Here is a 17115-nt window from a genome sequence, read left to right on the forward strand (position 1 = left end):
ATCCCGAACCCCCTCGCGCAAAACGCGCAAAACTGTTCGCGATGTCCTCGCACACCTGTTCGCGATGTCTCCGGTCCAAACACCCCCTTGAGGGGGAGATGTCCGGCAGGACAGAGGGGGGTGGGCCGAAGCGCACTGTGCTTAATGAAACCAAGCTCACAGCGCCTGCGTCGTGTAATCCCCTTCCGGCTCGTAGAGGCCGTCCTCGATCTTGGTCTTGTGGACGACATTCAGCCGGCCGCCTTCGACCTTGGAGATGTTCTGGATACCAAAGCACTGGTGGATTTTGCCGTTGAAGGTTTTCGGTCCCTGCGGATGCTCGGGCCCCTCGGCGAACTCGGTTAACGCCTCGGTCGCCTCGACCAGCTTGGCGCGGTCTTCCGGCCCCTTGTAGCCGGCGTCTTCCATCGCCTTCTTGACGACGTAGAGCGTTTCCCAGCAGCCGAACATATGCGCGGCGGTGGAGACGTCCTTGGGGTCGCCGACAGCGGCACCGTTGTCGTCGATGCCGACGGCGGCGCGGTAGGCCTTCTGTGCGGGGGAATCATCGGGCTGCGCGTAGCGCGGCGAACCTTCCCAGAAATGGCTACCGTCGAGGAATTCGAGGCCGGGGCTGTTGATGTCGGTAGCTTCAAGCGAATCGATGAAGCCGAACAGCTGCGGCCGATTGGAGCCGTAGAACTCGCCGAGCTCCTTGACGAAGGTGAGCACCGCCGGGCCGACCATGACGTGGTAGATCACCTCGGTCTCTGCGGGGATCTGCGGGAAATATTTGGTGAAGGAGGATTCCGTCGGGGGGATGGCGATCTGGGCGATAACCTCGGCGCCTTGCGCCTTCAGGGCCGGCGGAAGGTAGTCGCGATGGTCGTAGCCGAAGGCGAAATCGGGAAATATCTGCGTCACCTTCTTGCCGGCATTGGCGGCAATCCATGGTGCCATCGACTGGATCTGGCTCTTCACATCGGTGATGCCGGGCTGGAAGACGTAGCGGTTCAATTTGGTCGAGGCGACGTGGTGGCCTTCGCTGACAACGAAATAGGGCATCTTGGCCTCGCCGGCGGCCGGCGCCGAGCCGATGACGACATGCGAAAACAGCGTGCCGTAGACTATATCGGTCTTGTGCTGGGAGGCGAACTTGCCGACGACTTCGGCGCCCCGGCCGGGATCGGTGCCGTCATCCTCGATGATCACCTCGACCGGCCGGCCGTTGATGCCGCCGGCTTCGTTGATCGCCTTGACCGCGGCGGCAGTGGTCTTCTCGTACCAGCGGCCGTAGGCGGCGCCGATGCCGGTGCGGTGCGACTGGAAGCCGATCTTGATCGGCGCCGAGCTCTGCGCCTGGCTGTAACGCACGAAACCCGGCGCGACGGCAAGACCGGCGCCGGCGGCAAGGCCCTTCAGCACCGTGCGGCGGGTGAGAGCGGATCTGGAGAGATCGAAAAACCCATTCTTGTCAGTCACGGCAGTTCCCCTTGTTTTTGAGCTTTGACCAATGGCTGTAGCAGGCAGGCCACTCTTGTTAAGAGGGGCGAAAATTGCATGTGTACAAACTAAATCACCAAAGCTCTGACGTGGCAAGCGAGCTTTCCCCAAGGTTCGATTGACGGGCATCGCACACCTCGTTCATCCGGCGCTCGGCGTCGCAAGCAGCCATAGGCCGAGGACGGTGTAGGCGATCATCAGCACGGTGAGCGGGAACTGGCTGAGCGCGGCGCGAGCCGGAATGGCGTGCAGCCGCCAGGCCAAGCCATGGGCGACAAGCACAGCAAGCATGTGGCCGGCTATGATGACGCCAGCCTGGAGGTTCCACAGCCGCCACGCCGAACCGGCACCGGCGACGACGCCGGCTTCAATTGACATGTCGGCGGTACCGAACAGGTTCCAGCCCAGCGCAAACGGGTCGGAGAGAGCGGCAATCGCATATTGGCCGTCGACCAGCAGCGCCGTTAGATAATGCGCGAAGTGGTAGGCGAGCGCGATCGGTACGATCGACCAGACCAAAAGCCCGGCGGCGTGACCGAGCGAATGCTTGCTGCCGGCAAGGTTCTGGCCAAGAAAGACGGCGAGCGCGAACACGGCCGCAAGCACGGCAAAGGTCAGCACAAGGCCGAAGCTGCCGATGCCGATCAAAGCGGTGCGTCCCGGAAATTCCAGCGGATTGATGCCGAACCAGCCTAGCCAGAAGAAGGTTTTCGACAGGCCGTCGAAGGACACCGACGACAGCGCAAGCAGCAGGAAAGCGACGCCGCTGAGCGGTAGCGGCGCGGCAGCGAGTAGCTTGGCGCCCGGCCAGCAGAGTTTTAGCCGGCCGTCTGCACTACGTTCGACGATGGCGAAGCGCGCCACCATGGAAAAGAACACCGTCAGGAACTCACCGCGCAGGGTCCAGTCGCGGTAGCCGAAGACCTGCATGGCGGCGAAGCTCAGCAGCCAGTAGAGGCCGGCGGCCCAGGCCAGCCGCGCCGGATCGTCGGGCGCAGGGTCGATCAGCTCGAACCAGGCGAAGGCGAAGAACAGCAGGAAAGCCGGCCAATAGCCGAGCCGTTGGGGGAGCAGATACGGCTGCGTTCTGCCGGACAGGCGCGAGGCGACGCGGCATGGCCCGTACCAGGGGTTGAGCCACGACCAGAGATCGCCGGCGAGCCCCTGCAACAGAGCCAGGCCAACCCAGAGCAGCGTCCATACGGTCAGCGGCAGCGGATTGGAGAGCGGATCGCGGCTGCCGAAGAGGCCGGCGGCAATGAGGATTGCAAAGCCGGCAAAGGATGTCAGGCCGACGGCAGTCCGCGCGGGTGTCACCGAAGGTGAACAGCGGCAGGCGCTTGCGCCAGAAGCGGTCGAGGGAGTCCGGCGGTAGTAGCGCCAAGACAAGGAAACTGGCGGCAACCGCGAGCGCGCCGCCGGCAAGGTAGTAGCGGGTGGGAAGGAGCAGGACGTGGCCGCGGTCGGAGGCGTGGGCGAACGCGGGCGTGGATGGGAATGCCAAGAAAGCGACGAGGCCGGGAAAGGGCCTGATTGCAGAAATGCAGCGCTCTACGGCGCCCCCCTCTGTCCTACCGGACATCTCCCCCTCAAGGGGGGAGATCGGCGATTCCGCCGTTCGCTCTCCTTCTGCAACTTTAGCGATTGGCGAAAGCAGCAATGAGGGCGCAATCTCCCCCCTCGTGGGGGAGATGTCCGGCAGGACAGAGGGGGGCGCGAAGGAACTCATACTACGCAAGAGTTCCCCACCCTCACACCTTCACCAACTGCTCCACGCGGTCCTTCTGGCCGAAGATGCGCAAATAGCGCTCGATCTCTTTCTCGTCGCCTGTCGACTTGGCCGGATTGTCGGAAAGCTTGACCGCCGGCCTGCCGTTGGCTTCGGTGACCTTGCAGACCAGCGAGATGGCGTCTAGCCGGTTGGTCTCGGTCGGCGCGCAGCCCTCGAAATCGTTGGTCAGGTTGGTGCCCCAGCCGAAGGACATGCGCACCTTGCCGCGGAAGTGGCGGTAGGTTTCCTCGATGGTCTCGACCTCCAGCCCATCCGAGAAGATGAGCAGCTTCTGCTTGGGGTCCTTGCCCTTTTCGCGCCACCAGGAAATGATTTTCTCGCCGCCTTCGATCGGCGGCGCGCTGTCGGGGCGGAAGCCGGTCCAGTCGGCGACCCAGTCCGGTGCATCGCGCAGGAACGCCGCGGTGCCGAAGGTGTCCGGCAGTACGATCAGCAGGTTGCCGCCGTAGTAGCGCTGCCAGTCCTGCAGCACGTTGTAGGGCGACTGTTTCAATTCCTTTTCCGAATTGGTGAGCGCGGCGAACACCATCGGCAGTTCATGGGCATTGGTGCCGAGCGCCTCGAGATCGTTGTCCATGGCGAGCAGCACGTTGGAGGTGCCAGTGAAGGCCTCGCCGATGCCCTCCTTCAACGCTTCGACGCACCAGCGCTGCCACAGGAAGGAATGACGGCGGCGGGTGCCGAAATCCGAGATGCGGATGCCGGGCAGCGCCTTCAGCCGCTCGGTCTTGGCCCACATCTTGGCCTTGGCGCGGGCATAGAGCACGTCGAGCGCGAACGGCCCGAACGCCCGCATGGCCGCGCGAGATCGAAGTTCATTGATGATTGCCAGCGCCGGGATCTCCCACAGCGTCGTGTACATCCACGGACCGCTGAAGGCGAGTTCGTATTGGCCGTCGCGCTTGGAAAGCTCGTATTCGGGCAGCCGGAAATTTTCCAGCCAGGCGAGGAATTCCGGTTCGAATATCTGCTTGCGGCCATAGAAGGTGTTGCCGCCGAGCCAGATCATCTCTTTCTTAGAGAAGCGCAAGGTGCGGGCATGGTCGAGCTGCTCGCGCAGCTCCGTCTCGTCGATCTCCTCGGCAAGGCGGACCGAGGTGGTGCGGTTGATCAGCGAGAAGGTGGCGTCGACCTTGGGATACATGCCCCAGATCATCTGCAGCATCAGAAGCTTGTAGAAATCGGTGTCGAGCAAGCTGCGGACGATCGGGTCGAGCTTCCAGGTGTGATTGTAGACGCGCCGCGCTATATCGGTCTTTGCCATCGCTCAATGCGCCTTCGCTGCTCGCTCTAGCTTTTGTCTAGCGCAATTCCGGACGGAAAACCGCTGCGCACTTTTCCTGGAATTGCTCCAAATGCCTCTTAGCATCGAATTTTTGAACGCGCCTCCCGCTTTGCGGGCTGGCCCGACAAAAAGAAGCCCCTGCGGCAAGCGGCGCCTACGGCAGTTTCGGCCTTAGGAAGCGGTCTTGGCGCCGACCACCTTGAGCGCCGGACGCTTGCGGCGAGTGCCGATGCGGCCCGCCACCGGCGCGTCGGCGCGGCGGTCGGCCTGCTCTTTCTCGGCAAACAGCCAGTCGATGAACAATTGCACGATCGGCGCCGACCGCATCTCGTTGCGGCAGACGACATAGAAATCGTCGACGGCCGGCACGGAAAGACTGAACGGGGCGACAAGCAGGCCCCTGGCGAGCAGTCCGCTTGCCGTCACCGTATCGCCGAGCGCCACGCCATGGCCGTGGACAGCGGCCTCGGTCGCCATGCGCGCGTCGCCAAGATGGTGGCGGCGGCCGCGCTCCAGGTCCAGCGCGTCAGCGGCGGCCAGCCAGGTATGCCATTCGCGGCCGTCGTCGCCATGCAGGAAGACGTGATCGGCGAGGTCGCGGACGGTGCGGATCGGGCGGTTGTTGATCAGCGTCGGGCTGACCACCGGGAACAGTTCGAGGCCCGACCATTTGCGCATCCAGCAGTCGGTCCAGCTGCCGTCACCATAGTGCACGCAGACATCGATATGCGGTGCGCGGACGTCCTTGGCATCATTGGATGGGATCAGGGTCAGCCTGATATCCGGATATTGCGAGGTGAAGCTGCCCAGCCGCGGGATCATCCACAGCAACAGTAGCGCCGGCACGCAGGATACAGAGAGAACGCCGGTGCTGGCCGGCCTCGTCATGCGCTGCGTGGCGGCGGCAATGCCGTCGAAGGCGGTCGACACCGCCGGCAGCAACTCGGCGCCGTGCGGCGTCAGCTTCACCCGCTGACCGGCACGCTCGAACAGCTTGACACCCAACGATTGCTCGAGCGCCTTGATCTGATGGCTGATGGCGCCGTGGGTGACGTTGAGCTCAGCCGCCGCCTTGCTCAGCGAGGCGTGGCGCGCCGTCGCCTCGAAGGCGCGCAGCGGGTTGAGCGGTGGCAAACGCTTGGCCATTTGGACCCTAGGCTCTGTGAGATTTTCTCACAGATAACACACTAACAATATCAATTGATTTTTCAATGCAGCTACGGGACACTTTGCCCAGGCATTGCATCAAGACGTGAAATCTGCAGGCAGCCGACGGCTGCGGCTATCGGGGCCGCTGTCCGCGCGCCGCACCAGCCATGGAGGACCGACATGGGTTACGACCGCGGCAAGCTCGAAGCGTTGCGCCGCAAATACGGCGAGAGCCATGGCGGCGAAATGTTCGACCCGAAATTCCAGCGTGTCGCCGACAAGATCTTCTCCAAGACCGGCACGCGACTGGCGCCCTATTCCGGCATTCCGACCTTCCTCGCGGCGCCCTATCGTGAAATCGCCGCCGACAATCCGGATTTCGGCGATCTGCAGGTGGCGATGCTCGGTGTGCCGATGGATTTGGGCGTCACCAACCGGCCGGGCGCCCGCTTCGGGCCAAGGGCGTTGCGCGCCATCGAGCGCATCGGCCCCTACAATCATGTGCTGGAATGCGCGCCGACGCATGAGCTGAAGGTCGCCGACATCGGCGACGTGCCGTTCCAGAGCCGCTACCGGCTGGAGACCAGCCATGACGACATCGAACGCCGCACCAACCAGATCGTCGACGCCGGCGTCCTGCCCTTGTCTGTCGGCGGCGACCATTCGATCAGCCACCCGATCCTGAAGGCGGTCGGCAAGAAGGCGCCGGCGGGCATGATCCATATCGACGCCCATTGCGATACCAGCGGCCTGTTCGACATGACCAAGTTCCACCATGGCGGGCCGTTCCGCAACGCGGTGCTGGACGGCGTGCTCGACCCGAGCCGCACCATCCAGATCGGCATTCGCGGCTCGGCCGAATATCTGTGGGAGTTCACCTATGAGTCCGGCATGACCGTCGTGCATGCCGAAGAGGTGACCGGCCTCGGCATTCCCGCCATTATCGAGAAGGCGCGCAGGATAGTCGGCGACGGCCCGACCTATGTCTCCTTCGACATTGACAGCATCGATCCGGCCTTCGCGCCGGGCACCGGCACACCGGAAGTCGGCGGGCTGACGACGCGCGAAGTGCTCGAGCTGCTGCGCGGCCTGAAGGGACTCAACATCGTCGGCGGCGACGTGGTCGAGGTGGCACCGCAGTACGACGCGACCACCAACACGGCGCACGCCGGCGCGCAGGTGCTGTTCGAGATCCTCAGCCTGATGGTCTTCAGCCCGGCAATCACCGGCAAGGCGGGCTGACACGCTCGACCATGATCCCGAAAGTGGGAACCGGTTTTCGGAGAAGATCATGGTCCACTAGAGAATCCAAAGGCGACCGCCGCGCTGGAGCCGGCGGTTGCACGCAAACAAACAAGCTTCCAGCAGGGGAATGACAATGACACTTCACATGAAACTCAAATCGTCCATCGCCGCCGTGCTGATGCTCGGCGCGACCGGTTTTGCTTTCACGACGCAGGCCGTCAATGCCGACGCGATCGACGACATAGCCAAGGCCGGCGCAATCAATGTCGGCATCTTTTCCGACTTCCCGCCCTTCTCCTCGGCCAGCGCCGATATGAGCATCAAGGGCTACGACATCGACGTGGCGCAATCCATCGCCGACCAGCTCAAGGTCAAGCTCAATCTGGTCAGCGTGACCGGCCAGAACCGCATCCCGTATCTTACCGACAAGCGCGTCGACCTGCTGATGAGCGTCGGCTACTCCAAGGAGCGTGAGCAGGTGATCGATTTCGCCGCCGCCTACGCGCCCTATTACATCGCAGTCATCGGCCCGGCAGCACTCTCGGTCAAAGGCAAGGAAGACCTTGCCGACAAGTCGATCGCCGTCAATCGCGGCACGCTGGAGGACACCTCGCTGACCGAGGCGGCACCTGCCTCGGCCGACATCCGCCGTTTCGACAACTATAATTCCGTCATCCAGGCGTTCATCTCGGGCCAGACCCAACTGATGGTGGTCGGCAACGATGTCGGCGCCCAGGTGCTCGCCCGGCAGGAGGAACTGAAGCCGGAGCAGAAATTCCAGCTTCTCACCTCGCCCTCGCATATCGGCCTCAACAAGAAGGAAGACCGCCTCAAACGAGCGGTCAACGATGCGGTCGCCAAGATGCTGGCCGACGGCAAACTGGACGAAAGCTCGAAGGCCTGGCTGAAGACACCGCTCGATCCCGCCAATCTCAAGGATTGACGGCCAGTGACCTATAGCCTCGACTTCGGCTGGCTTGCCGGGGCGACAGGGGCGATCGCGCGCGGCGCGGCCACGACGATCCTGCTGATCGCCGTGACCACGCTGGCGGGAACGTTGCTCAGCATCCTCGGCGCCGCAGGGCGGCGGAACGGTCCGCTCCTGCTCAAGCGGGCGATCGGCGTCTATGTCGAGGTGATCCGCAACACGCCGTTCCTGGTGCAGCTGTTCTTCATCTTCTTCGGGCTGCCCAGCATCGGCGTCAGGCTCGATCCGGTGCTGGCAGCCATGCTGGCGATGACGCTCAACATGGCCGCCTATACGATCGAGATCGTTGGCGCCGGGCTCGACGCGGTGCCGCCCGGGCAGACGGAAGCGGCACTGGCGCTTGGGCTCAGGCCGCGCCAGGTCTTCATCAAGATCGTGCTGCCGCAGGCGCTCAAGGTGATCTATCCGGCGCTGACCAGCCAGATCGTTATCATGATGCTGGAATCCGCCGTGGTATCGCAGATCGCCGTTCGCGAGCTGACCTATGAAGCCGACATGCTGCAGGCGCGCACGTTCCGGGCTTTCGAAACCTATTTCGTCGTGACGATGGTCTATCTCATCCTGTCGATTGGGCTGCGCCGGCTGCTGGTCGGCGGCGGGCGCCGGCTTCTCGGAGCCGGCGTGTCATGATCGAATTCACCTTCTGGGACATTCTGCGCAACCTGCTGCTGGCGGCGCGCTGGACGGTGCTCTTGTCGCTGGCCGCCTTTGTCGGCGGGGCCGTGGTCGGCATGATCGTGCTGTTCTTCCGGATCGCCAAGAATAAATGGGCGCGCCGGTTTGCCTCCGGCTACATCGCGCTTTTCCAGGGCACGCCGCTGCTGATGCAGCTCTTCCTGATGTTCTTCGGCTTGCCGATGCTGGGCCTGCGCATCGAGCCGTGGACCGCGGCGGTGCTTGGCCTGACCTTCTTTGCCAGCGCCTATCTCGCCGAGATCTGGCGCGGCGGCGTCGATGCACTGCCGCGCGGCCAGTGGGACGCCGGCGCCAGCCTCGGCCTGCACTATCTGCAGGAACTCCGGCTGATCATCTTGCCTCAGGCGTTTTTGATCACCCGCGCACCGACCGTCGGCTTCCTGGTGCAGCTGATCAAGTCGACCGCGCTGACGTCGATCATCGGTTTCGAGGAGCTGGTGAGGACATCCAACGCGATCAACAATGCGACCTTCGAACCGTTCAAAGTCTATGGGCTGGTAGCGCTGATCTTCTTCGTCATGTGCTTTCCGCTGACGCAATACGCACGTTCGCTCGAGCAGCGGGCGGCGGCCCGCTGAGCGGGCGACCAGCAATTCAACGCCCGAATACCAGCGGCGGCGCGATCCTGTCACGCCGCAGCCAGCGCACCAGCAGGAGTGCTGCAACCACCGCCAGTCCCGACGACAGGCCGATCCAGATGCCGACGCCGTTGAAGCCGAAACGGAAGGCCAGCAGCACGCCGAGCGGCAGCCCGATGCCCCAATAGCCGATCGCGGCATAGATCATCGGCACCTTGGTGTCGTGCAGGCCGCGCAGCATGCCGCTGGCGACCGCCTGCGCACCGTCAAAAACCTGGAACAGCGCGGCAAAGGCGAGGAACGACACGGCAAGCGCCACCACCTCGGCATTAGCCGGATTGCCCAGATCGATGAAGGCGCCGATCAAGAGATGCGGCCACAGGATCATCACTAGCCCCATCAGCGCCATGAAGGAGACACCGACGACATATGCGGTCCAGCCAGCCCGGCTGACACCTTCCGGATTGCCGGCGCCGTGGGCAAGTCCGACGCGCACCGTCACCGCCTGGTTGAGGCCGAGCGGCACCATGAAGGTGATCGAGGCGATCTGGATGGCGATCGCATGGGCGGCAAGCGAAGCCGCATCGATCAGGCCCATGAGAAAGGCCGCCGCGTTGAAGATCGTCACCTCGAACGCCAGCAGGCCCGCGATCGGCAGGCCGAGCCGCAGCAGGCCCTTGAAGCGCGGCCAATCGGCGCGCCAGAAGCGTCCGAACAGACGATAGCGCCGGAATTTCTTCTCAAGCATCACCACCGCCGCCATGCCGGCGAACATTAACGTGCTGGACAGAGTGGTGGCGAGGCCGGAGCCGGCGATGCCCATCGATTGAATGCCGAGATTACCGAACATGAACAGCCAGTTGAAGAAGGCGTTGCAGGCGACGGCAACGAAGACGATGATCAGCGCCCAGCCCGGCCGCTCCAGCGCCGAAATGAACGAGCGCAGGACGATGTAGCCGAAAAAGGGCAGCACCGCCCATTCGAGCCAGCGCAGATAGATGCCGGCCTGGTGCGCCAGCGCCGGTTCCTGACCCATGGCCAGCAACACGCTCTCGCCGTGCCAGAGAAGGGCCCATATCGGAATGCAAATGAGGATCGCCAGCCACAGACCCTGGCGCACGGTGCGGCGCAGGTCGCGCACCGAGTGCCGGCGACGGCCGAGCTCGGTCGCCATCATCGGCGAGGTCGCCAGCATCAGGCCGAGCCCGAAGATGAGCGGCATGAAGTAGAGGTTGGCACCAAGCGCACCGCTGGCCAGCGTGTCCGGCCCCAGCCGCCCCATCATCATGACGTCGGTAGCGGTCATCGCGGTCTGGCCGAGATTGGTCAGCACCATCGGCCAGGCGAGCGCCAGCATCGCCCTGATTTCCCGACGCCAAAGGTTTTCCGGCGCGCGAGCGTCGGCTTCGATCGCAGACATTCTAGTTTTCCGCCTATCCGATTGCGGCACGTCGGCAAGAGCCGGAAGCCGCGTCTCAGCGCGGAAAATGGCCAAGACCGGCCGGATTCCGCATTACGACGGGTTTGTCTATCAAATGGGCACCGGTGGCAAGAGGCTGACTTGCGGAAGGGTTAAGCCAGTCGGTTCAATGCAGGCTATTGGAGAGGCTATGGAAGCCGCTATGGTCGCGGCAGATCCATTTGAAAGGCAGCCTGATGAGCGCGTTTCCCGAAATCTATCTGGTTCGGCATGGCGAGACGGAATGGAGTGCGTCCGGAAAACATACCGGCCGAACCGACATACCGCTGACGCCGGCCGGCGAGGAAGCGGCAAGGCGGATCGCTGAGCGGCTCAAGGGCCTGTCCTTCTCGGCGGTGTGGTCGAGCCCGTCGCAGCGCGCCTTCAACACCTGTGCGCTGGCCGGCTTCGGCTCGTCAGGCGTGAAGAAGGACGATCTGGCGGAGTGGGATTATGGTGCCTATGAGGGATTGACCACCAAGCAAATCCTCGCCGAGCGCCCCGGCTGGCGTCTCTTTCGCGACGGCTGCCCGAGCGGCGAGTCCGCCACGGATGTCGGCTCGAGGGCGGACCGGATCGTCAGCCAATTGCGCGAGGTCGGCAGCAATGTCCTGGTCTTCTCAAGCTCGCATTTCCTTAGGGTGCTGGCCGCACGCTGGCTCGGCCTGCCGCCGCAAGCCGGCGCGTTTTTCGTGCTGGATACCGCCAGCATAAGCGTGCTCGGTTACGAGCACGACCTTGACGAGCCGGTCATCCGGCGCTGGAACCAGAGATAGCAACCGATCCCGATTTATCGGATCGCGTCCAGCGCCTGCCTTTGCCTGTGCATTTCGAGAAACACGCGGTAGTCGCGGTCGAACCGGCCGGCGGCAGCCGGATTGGGCTCTCGCGTCTTGCCGCCTTGCTGCATGGCGACGCAGGCGGCATTCAAATCGGGAAAAAGCCTAGCCGCGGTGGCGGCAATCATGCCGGTGCCGAGCAGCACCGCCTCGTCCGCCAGCGGCTCGACCACCGTGCAGCCGGTGGCATCGGCATAGAGCTCCATCAACAGCGGGTTCTTGGTGTGGCCGCCGGTGACGTGCAGCGTGTCGATCAGATAGCCGTTCTCGTTCAGCGCTTCCAGCACATGACGGACGCCAAGCGCGATGCTGACGGCGGTGCGCCAGTAGAGCTTGCACAGACTGTCGAAGGAGGCATCCAGCGTCAGCCCGCTGATGACGCCGACGGCATGCGGGTCGGCGAGCGGCGAGCGGTTGCCGTGAAAATCGGGCAGTACGTGCAGCCTTGCGGCGAGGTTGTCGCCCTCGGCGGCGCGCAACTCGGCGACGCGGTGGGCAATCCTGGCATGCATGGCGGCATCCGCCTCGCCGCCGGCGCCATGCCAGCGGATGATGTGGTCGAGCAGCGCGCCGGTGGCCGACTGGCCACCTTCCGACAGCCACAGGCCGGGAAGGGCTGCGCCATAATATGGGCCCCAGACACCGGCGAAAGGCTGCGGATCGGGCGACATCGCCATGACGCAGCTCGACGTACCGGCAATCAGGGCCAGATGGCGGCCGATGTTCGTCGCGTCACCGGCGAAACCGCCGAGCACGCCAAGCGCGCCGGCATAGGCATCGATGACGCCGGCGCCGACCCGGCATTTTTCGGTGAGGCCAAGCTCCGTCGCGGCTTGCGCGCCGAGCGGGCCGATATCGGCACCGACCGGGCTTGCCTTTTCCGGCAGGTTGCCGTGCTCAAAGATATCGCCGAGCCCGACTGCTTCGAAGAAGTCGCGCCGCCAGCCGGTCGCTTCATGGGCTAGATAGGTCCATTTGGCGGTCAGCGTGCATTGTGAACGGGAGAGCGAGCCGCTTGCCTTCCAGGTGAGGAAGTCGGTGAGGTCGAATAGACAGCCGGCTTCGTTCCATGTTCCGGGCAGGTTGCGCTTCAGCCACATCAGCTTCGGCGTCTCCATTTCCGGCGACATGACGCCGCCGATATAGTCGAGCACAGCGTGGCCGCTTTCAGTGCATTCGTCGGCCTCGGCAATTGCGCGATGGTCGAGCCAGACAATGGTGTCCCAGCGCCTTTCACCAGTGACGGACACGCTGAGCTGGCCGCCATGCCGGTCTCGCACCACCAGCGAGCAGGTGGCATCAAAGGAGATGCCGACGATATCCTCGGCCCGCACGCCCGCCTTTTCGCGGGCAGCGCGGACGGCCATGCACACCGCCGACCATATATCCTGCGAATCGTGCTCGGCATGGTCGGCCTTCGGCTGTTGCATGGCGATCGGGTGCTCGGCGCGGCCGAGCAAGGCGCCACAGGTGTCGAGAATGCCGGCACGAGCGCTTCCGGTGCCGACATCGACCGCGCAAACGAAACTGTTGGTCAAGGTGTTCTTGCTCTCGCTCCCAGGCCTGCAATCAGATCGGGCAATTGCAGCATGTCAGCGAATATAAAGTCCGGCTCACTCGACGCAAGCCGCGCTTTCAATGCCGGGTTGCCGGTGTGCGAGCCGCCGGTGAAGGCAAGGACGCGCATGCCGGCCGCCCGCGCCGCTTCGATGCCGGCCGGGCTGTCCTCGACGACGAGGCAGTTTCGCGGGGCCGCTCTCATTTTATCTGCTGCATGGAGAAAGAGATCGGGCGCCGGTTTGCCCCGCGCCACCATGGCGGCGCTGAACAAATGCGGCTCCAGCAGCCCAAGCAACCCGGTGACGTCGAGCGCATAGCGGATGCGTTCCAGGGTGCCGGAGGAGGCGACGCAGCACGGTACGCCGAGCCTCGGCAGGACCTGTGCGATACCTGGCATCGGTTTCAGCTCCTCGCGGAACCTGCGCATCAGTTCGGAGCGCATCTCGGTCAGATGCTGGTCGGTGAGATCGAGCCCGAAGTCGCTTGCGAGGATTTCGCGGACGCTCTTCATGCTCTTGCCGAGGAAGTGCTCGTAGGCAATGTCCTCGCTGACGTTGCCGCCGGCAAGCGCGATCATCTCCAGCAACGCCGAGACGGACAGCATCTCACTGTCCACCAGCACGCCGTCACAGTCGAAAATGACCAGTTCAGGCGTCATCGCGCTGGATCGGCTTCAGAGGTCGCCGGCGAGATAGCGCGTCAGTGTCGCGCGCGCGCCGTCCGCCCACAGCAGTCTCAGCGCTTGGCCGAAGGCTTCAGCGAACGGCGGCGAGCGGCCGACATCGCCATAGATGTCCTCCATGGCAAGCCAGGCGGCAGGCATGTCCCTGGCCGCCTTGGCCGTCGCCTGCAACCGGCCCCAGTTCGGGTCGTTGGGCTCGGTGACGGCACCGGAATCCGTCGTGCCGAAGCAGTAGCGACACCAGAGCGCCGATTCCAGCGCAAGGCCGGTGACACTTTTGCCAGCCTTCAGCCGGTCGGCGATGGTCGGAATGATGAATTTCGGCTGGCGGTTGGAGCCGTCGAGGCAAAGCCGGCGTATGGTGTCGCCGATCTTCGGATTGGAGAAGCGGTGCTCGATGAGCTGGTAGTAATCTTCGAGGTCGGTGTCCGGAACCGGCGGCACGGTCGGGATGATTTCGTCATGCTCGAGCTTGTCGAGGAAGCCGCGTACCAGCGGCTCCTGCATCGCCTCATGGACGAAATGGATGTCCATCAGCCCGGCCGGATAGGCGATGGTCGCATGGCCGCCATTGAGGATGCGGATCTTCATCAGCTCATAGGGCGCGACGTCGCTGACGAACTGCACGCCGACCTTTTCCAGCGGCGGGCGGCCGTCGGTGAAACGGTCCTCCAGCACCCATTGCTTGAACGGTTCGCAAAACACCGGCCAATTGTCGTCGAGGCCGAACTCGCTGGAGAGAATGCCGCGCTCGCGGTCGGTGGTGGCCGGCGTGATGCGGTCGACCATGCCATTGGGAAAGGCAACGTTCTCGCTCACCCAGTTTGCCAAACCTTCGTCGATCAGCCGCGCAAGGCCGATGACGCCATCTGAGGTGACGTGGCCGTTATGGGGGATGTTGTCGCAGGACATAATTGTGAAGGGCACGATACCGTCGGCGCGGCGGCGCAGCAGCCCGGCGAGGACGAGGCCGAAGACGGTCTTCGGCGTCGCCCCCGGCTCAGCGTCGGCAACGATGTCGGGATGTGTCGGATTGAAGACGCCGGATGCCGGATCGATGAAATAGCCGCCCTCGGTAATGGTCAGGGAGACGATCTTGATCGCCGGATCGGCAAGCCGCTCGACGATTGCGGCCGCATCGCCCGGCACCAGGAAGTCGATCATGACGCCGGTGACGCGCGCGCTCATATGGCCGCTGTCCTGCTCGACCACGGTGGTCAGCCAGTCCTGCTCCTGCAACTTGCCGCGGCCGACCTTCTCGCCCTCGAAGACGCCGGCGCCAACAATGGCCCAGTCGTGGCCGACACCCGAATTGAACAGGTCGTCGAGATAGACGGCCTGGTGCGAGCGATGGAAATTGCCGACGCCGAAATGCACGATGCCGGCCTTGAGCGCGGCGCGATCATATTTCGGGCCGGCGACCTTGGGCGGCAGCTTGGCGAGGATGGAAGAAGAGAGTTTCACGGTCATCTGCTTTTACCCTTTAGCGGGACGGCTCTTCCCCCCGTGGAGGAGACGGGGGGAAGAGCGCCTTCGCCCCCTCAACTCATCCACTGGCCGCCATCGACATTATAGGTCTGGGCGACGATGTACTCGGCCTCATCGCTGGCCAGGAACACCGCCATGCCGGTGAGGTCTTGCGCCGTGCCCATGCGGCCATAAGGCACGGCTTCGCCGACCAGCCTCTTCTTCTCGCCCCTCGGCCTGTTCTCGAACTTGGCGAACAAGGCATCGACATGGTCCCAATGCTCGCCGTCGACGACACCCGGGGCGATGGCATTGACGTTGATGCGGTGTTTGATCAGGTCGAGCCCTGCCGACTGGGTGAGCGAGATGACCGCCGCCTTGGTGGCGCAGTAGACGGTGACCAGCGCCTCGCCGCGGCGCCCGGCCTGGCTTGCCATGTTGATGATCTTGCCGCCCTTGCCCCGGGCAATCATCGAACGGGCGGCGGCCTGCAACGTAAACAGCGTGCCGGCGACGTTGACCGAAAACAATTTGTCGTAGCTTGTCTTGGTGATCTCGACGATCGGCGCCAGGTCGAACAAAGCAGCGTTGTTGATCAAGATATCCAGGCCGCCGGCCCTGGCTTCGACCGCCTTGACGGCTTCATCGATAGACGCGAGATCGGTGACGTCGAGCTTTACCGCGTAGGCGTTGCGGCCGATTTCCGAAGCCGTCTTCTCGGCGGCTTCGAGATTGATGTCGCCAATCGCGACCGTCGCCCCTTCGCGCATGTAGGCTTCGGCAAACGCCCTGCCGATGCCGCGCGCCGATCCGGTAATCAGCGCCGATTTACCCCGGAGCCTCATTGCAGCATCGCCTTCCCGTCGGCGCCGAAACGATGCAGCTTGGCCTTTTCCGGCGTCAGGTAGATCGTGTCGCCGTGATGGGCGGCCAACTCGCCGTCGGCACGCACCGTCAGCTGCCCGACACCATCCGCCTGGACGTGCAAAAACGTGTCGGAGCCGAGATGCTCGGCAACCCCGACCGTCGCCTTCCAGTCGCCTGACGTCTTCGAAATGTTCATATGCTCCGGGCGGATGCCGACTGTCTTGGCGCCATATTTGGCGGCCGGCGCGCCTTCGATCAGGTTCATCTTCGGCGAACCTATGAAGCCGGCGACGAACAGGTTCTTCGGCGTCTTATAGAGCTCCATCGGCGAGCCGACCTGCTCGATATTGCCGGCATTGAGCACGACGATCTTGTCGGCCATGGTCATCGCCTCGATCTGGTCGTGGGTGACGTAGACCATGGTTGTCTTGAGCTGGTGATGCAGCTCGCTGATCTCCAGCCGCATGGTGCCGCGCAGCGCCGCGTCGAGATTGGACAAAGGCTCGTCGAACAGGAAGGCCGACGGCTGGCGCACGATGGCGCGGCCGATGGCGACGCGCTGCCGCTGGCCGCCGGAGAGCTGGCCGGGGCGGCGGTCGAGGTAGTTGGTGAGGTTCAGGATCCGCGCGGCGTCCTTCACCTTCTTGTCGATGGTCGCCTGGTCCTCGCCCGCCATCTTCAGCGGGAAGGCGATGTTCTTGGCCACCGTCATGTGCGGGTAGAGCGCATAGGACTGGAACACCATGGCCAGCTTGCGCTTGGCCGGCGCCTCGCCGGTGACGTCGCGACCATCGATGATGATGGTGCCGCCGCTGGTATCCTCGAGACCGGCGATCAGACGCAACAGGGTGGATTTGCCGCAGCCCGACGGGCCGACGAAGACGACGAACTCTCCGTCCTCGATGACCAGATCGAGGCCGGGGATGATGGACGTCGCCCCGAAGGATTTGGAGACGTTCTTGAGCGTGATGTTTCCCATGGTTTCCTCCCCCGAAGGGCTATCTTTTCGTTTTGCGTCAGGCGATG

General features: G+C 63.8%; 14 protein-coding genes and 1 pseudogene. 5 read left to right on the forward strand and 10 right to left on the reverse strand.

Annotated elements, in window-relative coordinates:
• Nucleotides 1–156: 156 nt before the first annotated feature.
• The 4 genes and pseudogenes from NKJ20_RS14135 to gcvA form a co-directional block, all read right to left on the reverse strand.
• Nucleotides 157–1461 carry an ABC transporter substrate-binding protein gene (locus tag NKJ20_RS14135; RefSeq protein WP_352744751.1) on the reverse strand — a complete coding sequence of 435 codons (1305 nt, stop codon included), beginning with the start codon at nucleotides 1459–1461 and terminating at the stop codon, nucleotides 157–159.
• 162 nt (nucleotides 1462–1623) lie between these two features.
• Nucleotides 1624–3064 (reverse strand): annotated as a pseudogene (locus tag NKJ20_RS14140) (hypothetical protein).
• 169 nt (nucleotides 3065–3233) lie between these two features.
• The gene (pncB, locus tag NKJ20_RS14145) at nucleotides 3234–4538 is read right to left on the reverse strand and encodes a nicotinate phosphoribosyltransferase (RefSeq protein ID WP_254815847.1); all 1305 of its coding nucleotides are present in this window, start codon (nucleotides 4536–4538) and stop codon (nucleotides 3234–3236) included.
• 192 nt (nucleotides 4539–4730) lie between these two features.
• On the reverse strand, nucleotides 4731–5705 hold the full coding sequence (gene gcvA / locus NKJ20_RS14150; protein WP_352588631.1) for a transcriptional regulator GcvA: 975 nt from the start codon (nucleotides 5703–5705) through the stop codon (nucleotides 4731–4733).
• Between the two features lie 183 nt (nucleotides 5706–5888).
• Between gcvA and speB the strand changes: the two genes are divergently transcribed.
• From speB to NKJ20_RS14170, 4 genes are all read left to right on the forward strand, one after another.
• Nucleotides 5889–6950 carry an agmatinase gene (speB, locus tag NKJ20_RS14155; RefSeq protein ID WP_352744756.1) on the forward strand — a complete coding sequence of 354 codons (1062 nt, stop codon included), beginning with the start codon at nucleotides 5889–5891 and terminating at the stop codon, nucleotides 6948–6950.
• Between the two features lie 136 nt (nucleotides 6951–7086).
• Entirely contained in the window at nucleotides 7087–7896 is an 810-nt protein-coding gene (locus tag NKJ20_RS14160) for a transporter substrate-binding domain-containing protein (protein ID WP_352744758.1), read from the forward strand.
• 6 nt (nucleotides 7897–7902) lie between these two features.
• Complete coding sequence (locus tag NKJ20_RS14165; RefSeq protein ID WP_292662374.1) at nucleotides 7903–8571, forward strand: amino acid ABC transporter permease; 669 nt, start codon at nucleotides 7903–7905, stop codon at nucleotides 8569–8571.
• On the forward strand, nucleotides 8568–9215 hold the full coding sequence (locus tag NKJ20_RS14170) for an amino acid ABC transporter permease (protein ID WP_352744761.1): 648 nt from the start codon (nucleotides 8568–8570) through the stop codon (nucleotides 9213–9215). Before NKJ20_RS14165 ends, NKJ20_RS14170 begins: the two co-directional genes overlap by 4 nt.
• A 16-nt stretch (nucleotides 9216–9231) precedes the next feature.
• On the opposite strand, the gene NKJ20_RS14175 is transcribed toward NKJ20_RS14170, so the two are convergent.
• On the reverse strand, nucleotides 9232–10635 hold the full coding sequence (locus NKJ20_RS14175; RefSeq protein WP_352683033.1) for an MATE family efflux transporter: 1404 nt from the start codon (nucleotides 10633–10635) through the stop codon (nucleotides 9232–9234).
• A gap of 233 nt (nucleotides 10636–10868) precedes the next feature.
• On the opposite strand from NKJ20_RS14175, the gene NKJ20_RS14180 reads away from it, so the two are divergent.
• Nucleotides 10869–11450 (forward strand): histidine phosphatase family protein, encoded by a 582-nt coding sequence (locus tag NKJ20_RS14180; RefSeq protein ID WP_352456011.1) that lies wholly within the window; start codon nucleotides 10869–10871, stop codon nucleotides 11448–11450.
• A gap of 14 nt (nucleotides 11451–11464) precedes the next feature.
• Here NKJ20_RS14180 and NKJ20_RS14185 read toward each other — a convergent pair whose 3' ends face one another.
• The 5 genes from NKJ20_RS14185 to NKJ20_RS14205 form a co-directional block, all read right to left on the reverse strand.
• Entirely contained in the window at nucleotides 11465–13051 is a 1587-nt protein-coding gene (locus tag NKJ20_RS14185) for an FGGY-family carbohydrate kinase (protein WP_352744763.1), read from the reverse strand.
• The gene (locus NKJ20_RS14190) at nucleotides 13048–13731 is read right to left on the reverse strand and encodes an HAD family hydrolase (protein WP_352455927.1); all 684 of its coding nucleotides are present in this window, start codon (nucleotides 13729–13731) and stop codon (nucleotides 13048–13050) included. The genes NKJ20_RS14185 and NKJ20_RS14190 overlap by 4 nt, the downstream gene beginning before the upstream one ends.
• Before the next feature lie 15 nt (nucleotides 13732–13746).
• Complete coding sequence (locus tag NKJ20_RS14195; RefSeq protein WP_352455926.1) at nucleotides 13747–15225, reverse strand: mannitol dehydrogenase family protein; 1479 nt, start codon at nucleotides 15223–15225, stop codon at nucleotides 13747–13749.
• A gap of 71 nt (nucleotides 15226–15296) precedes the next feature.
• Nucleotides 15297–16067: an L-iditol 2-dehydrogenase gene (locus tag NKJ20_RS14200; protein WP_023676990.1), complete on the reverse strand. Its 771-nt coding sequence runs from the start codon at nucleotides 16065–16067 to the stop codon at nucleotides 15297–15299.
• Nucleotides 16064–17068 carry an ABC transporter ATP-binding protein gene (locus tag NKJ20_RS14205; protein WP_023676991.1) on the reverse strand — a complete coding sequence of 335 codons (1005 nt, stop codon included), beginning with the start codon at nucleotides 17066–17068 and terminating at the stop codon, nucleotides 16064–16066. The genes NKJ20_RS14200 and NKJ20_RS14205 overlap by 4 nt, the downstream gene beginning before the upstream one ends.
• Between the last annotated feature and the right edge of the window lie 47 nt (nucleotides 17069–17115).

Source organism: Mesorhizobium sp. M0185 (assembly GCF_040322175.1).
Taxonomy (GTDB): Bacteria; Pseudomonadota; Alphaproteobacteria; order Rhizobiales; family Rhizobiaceae; genus Mesorhizobium.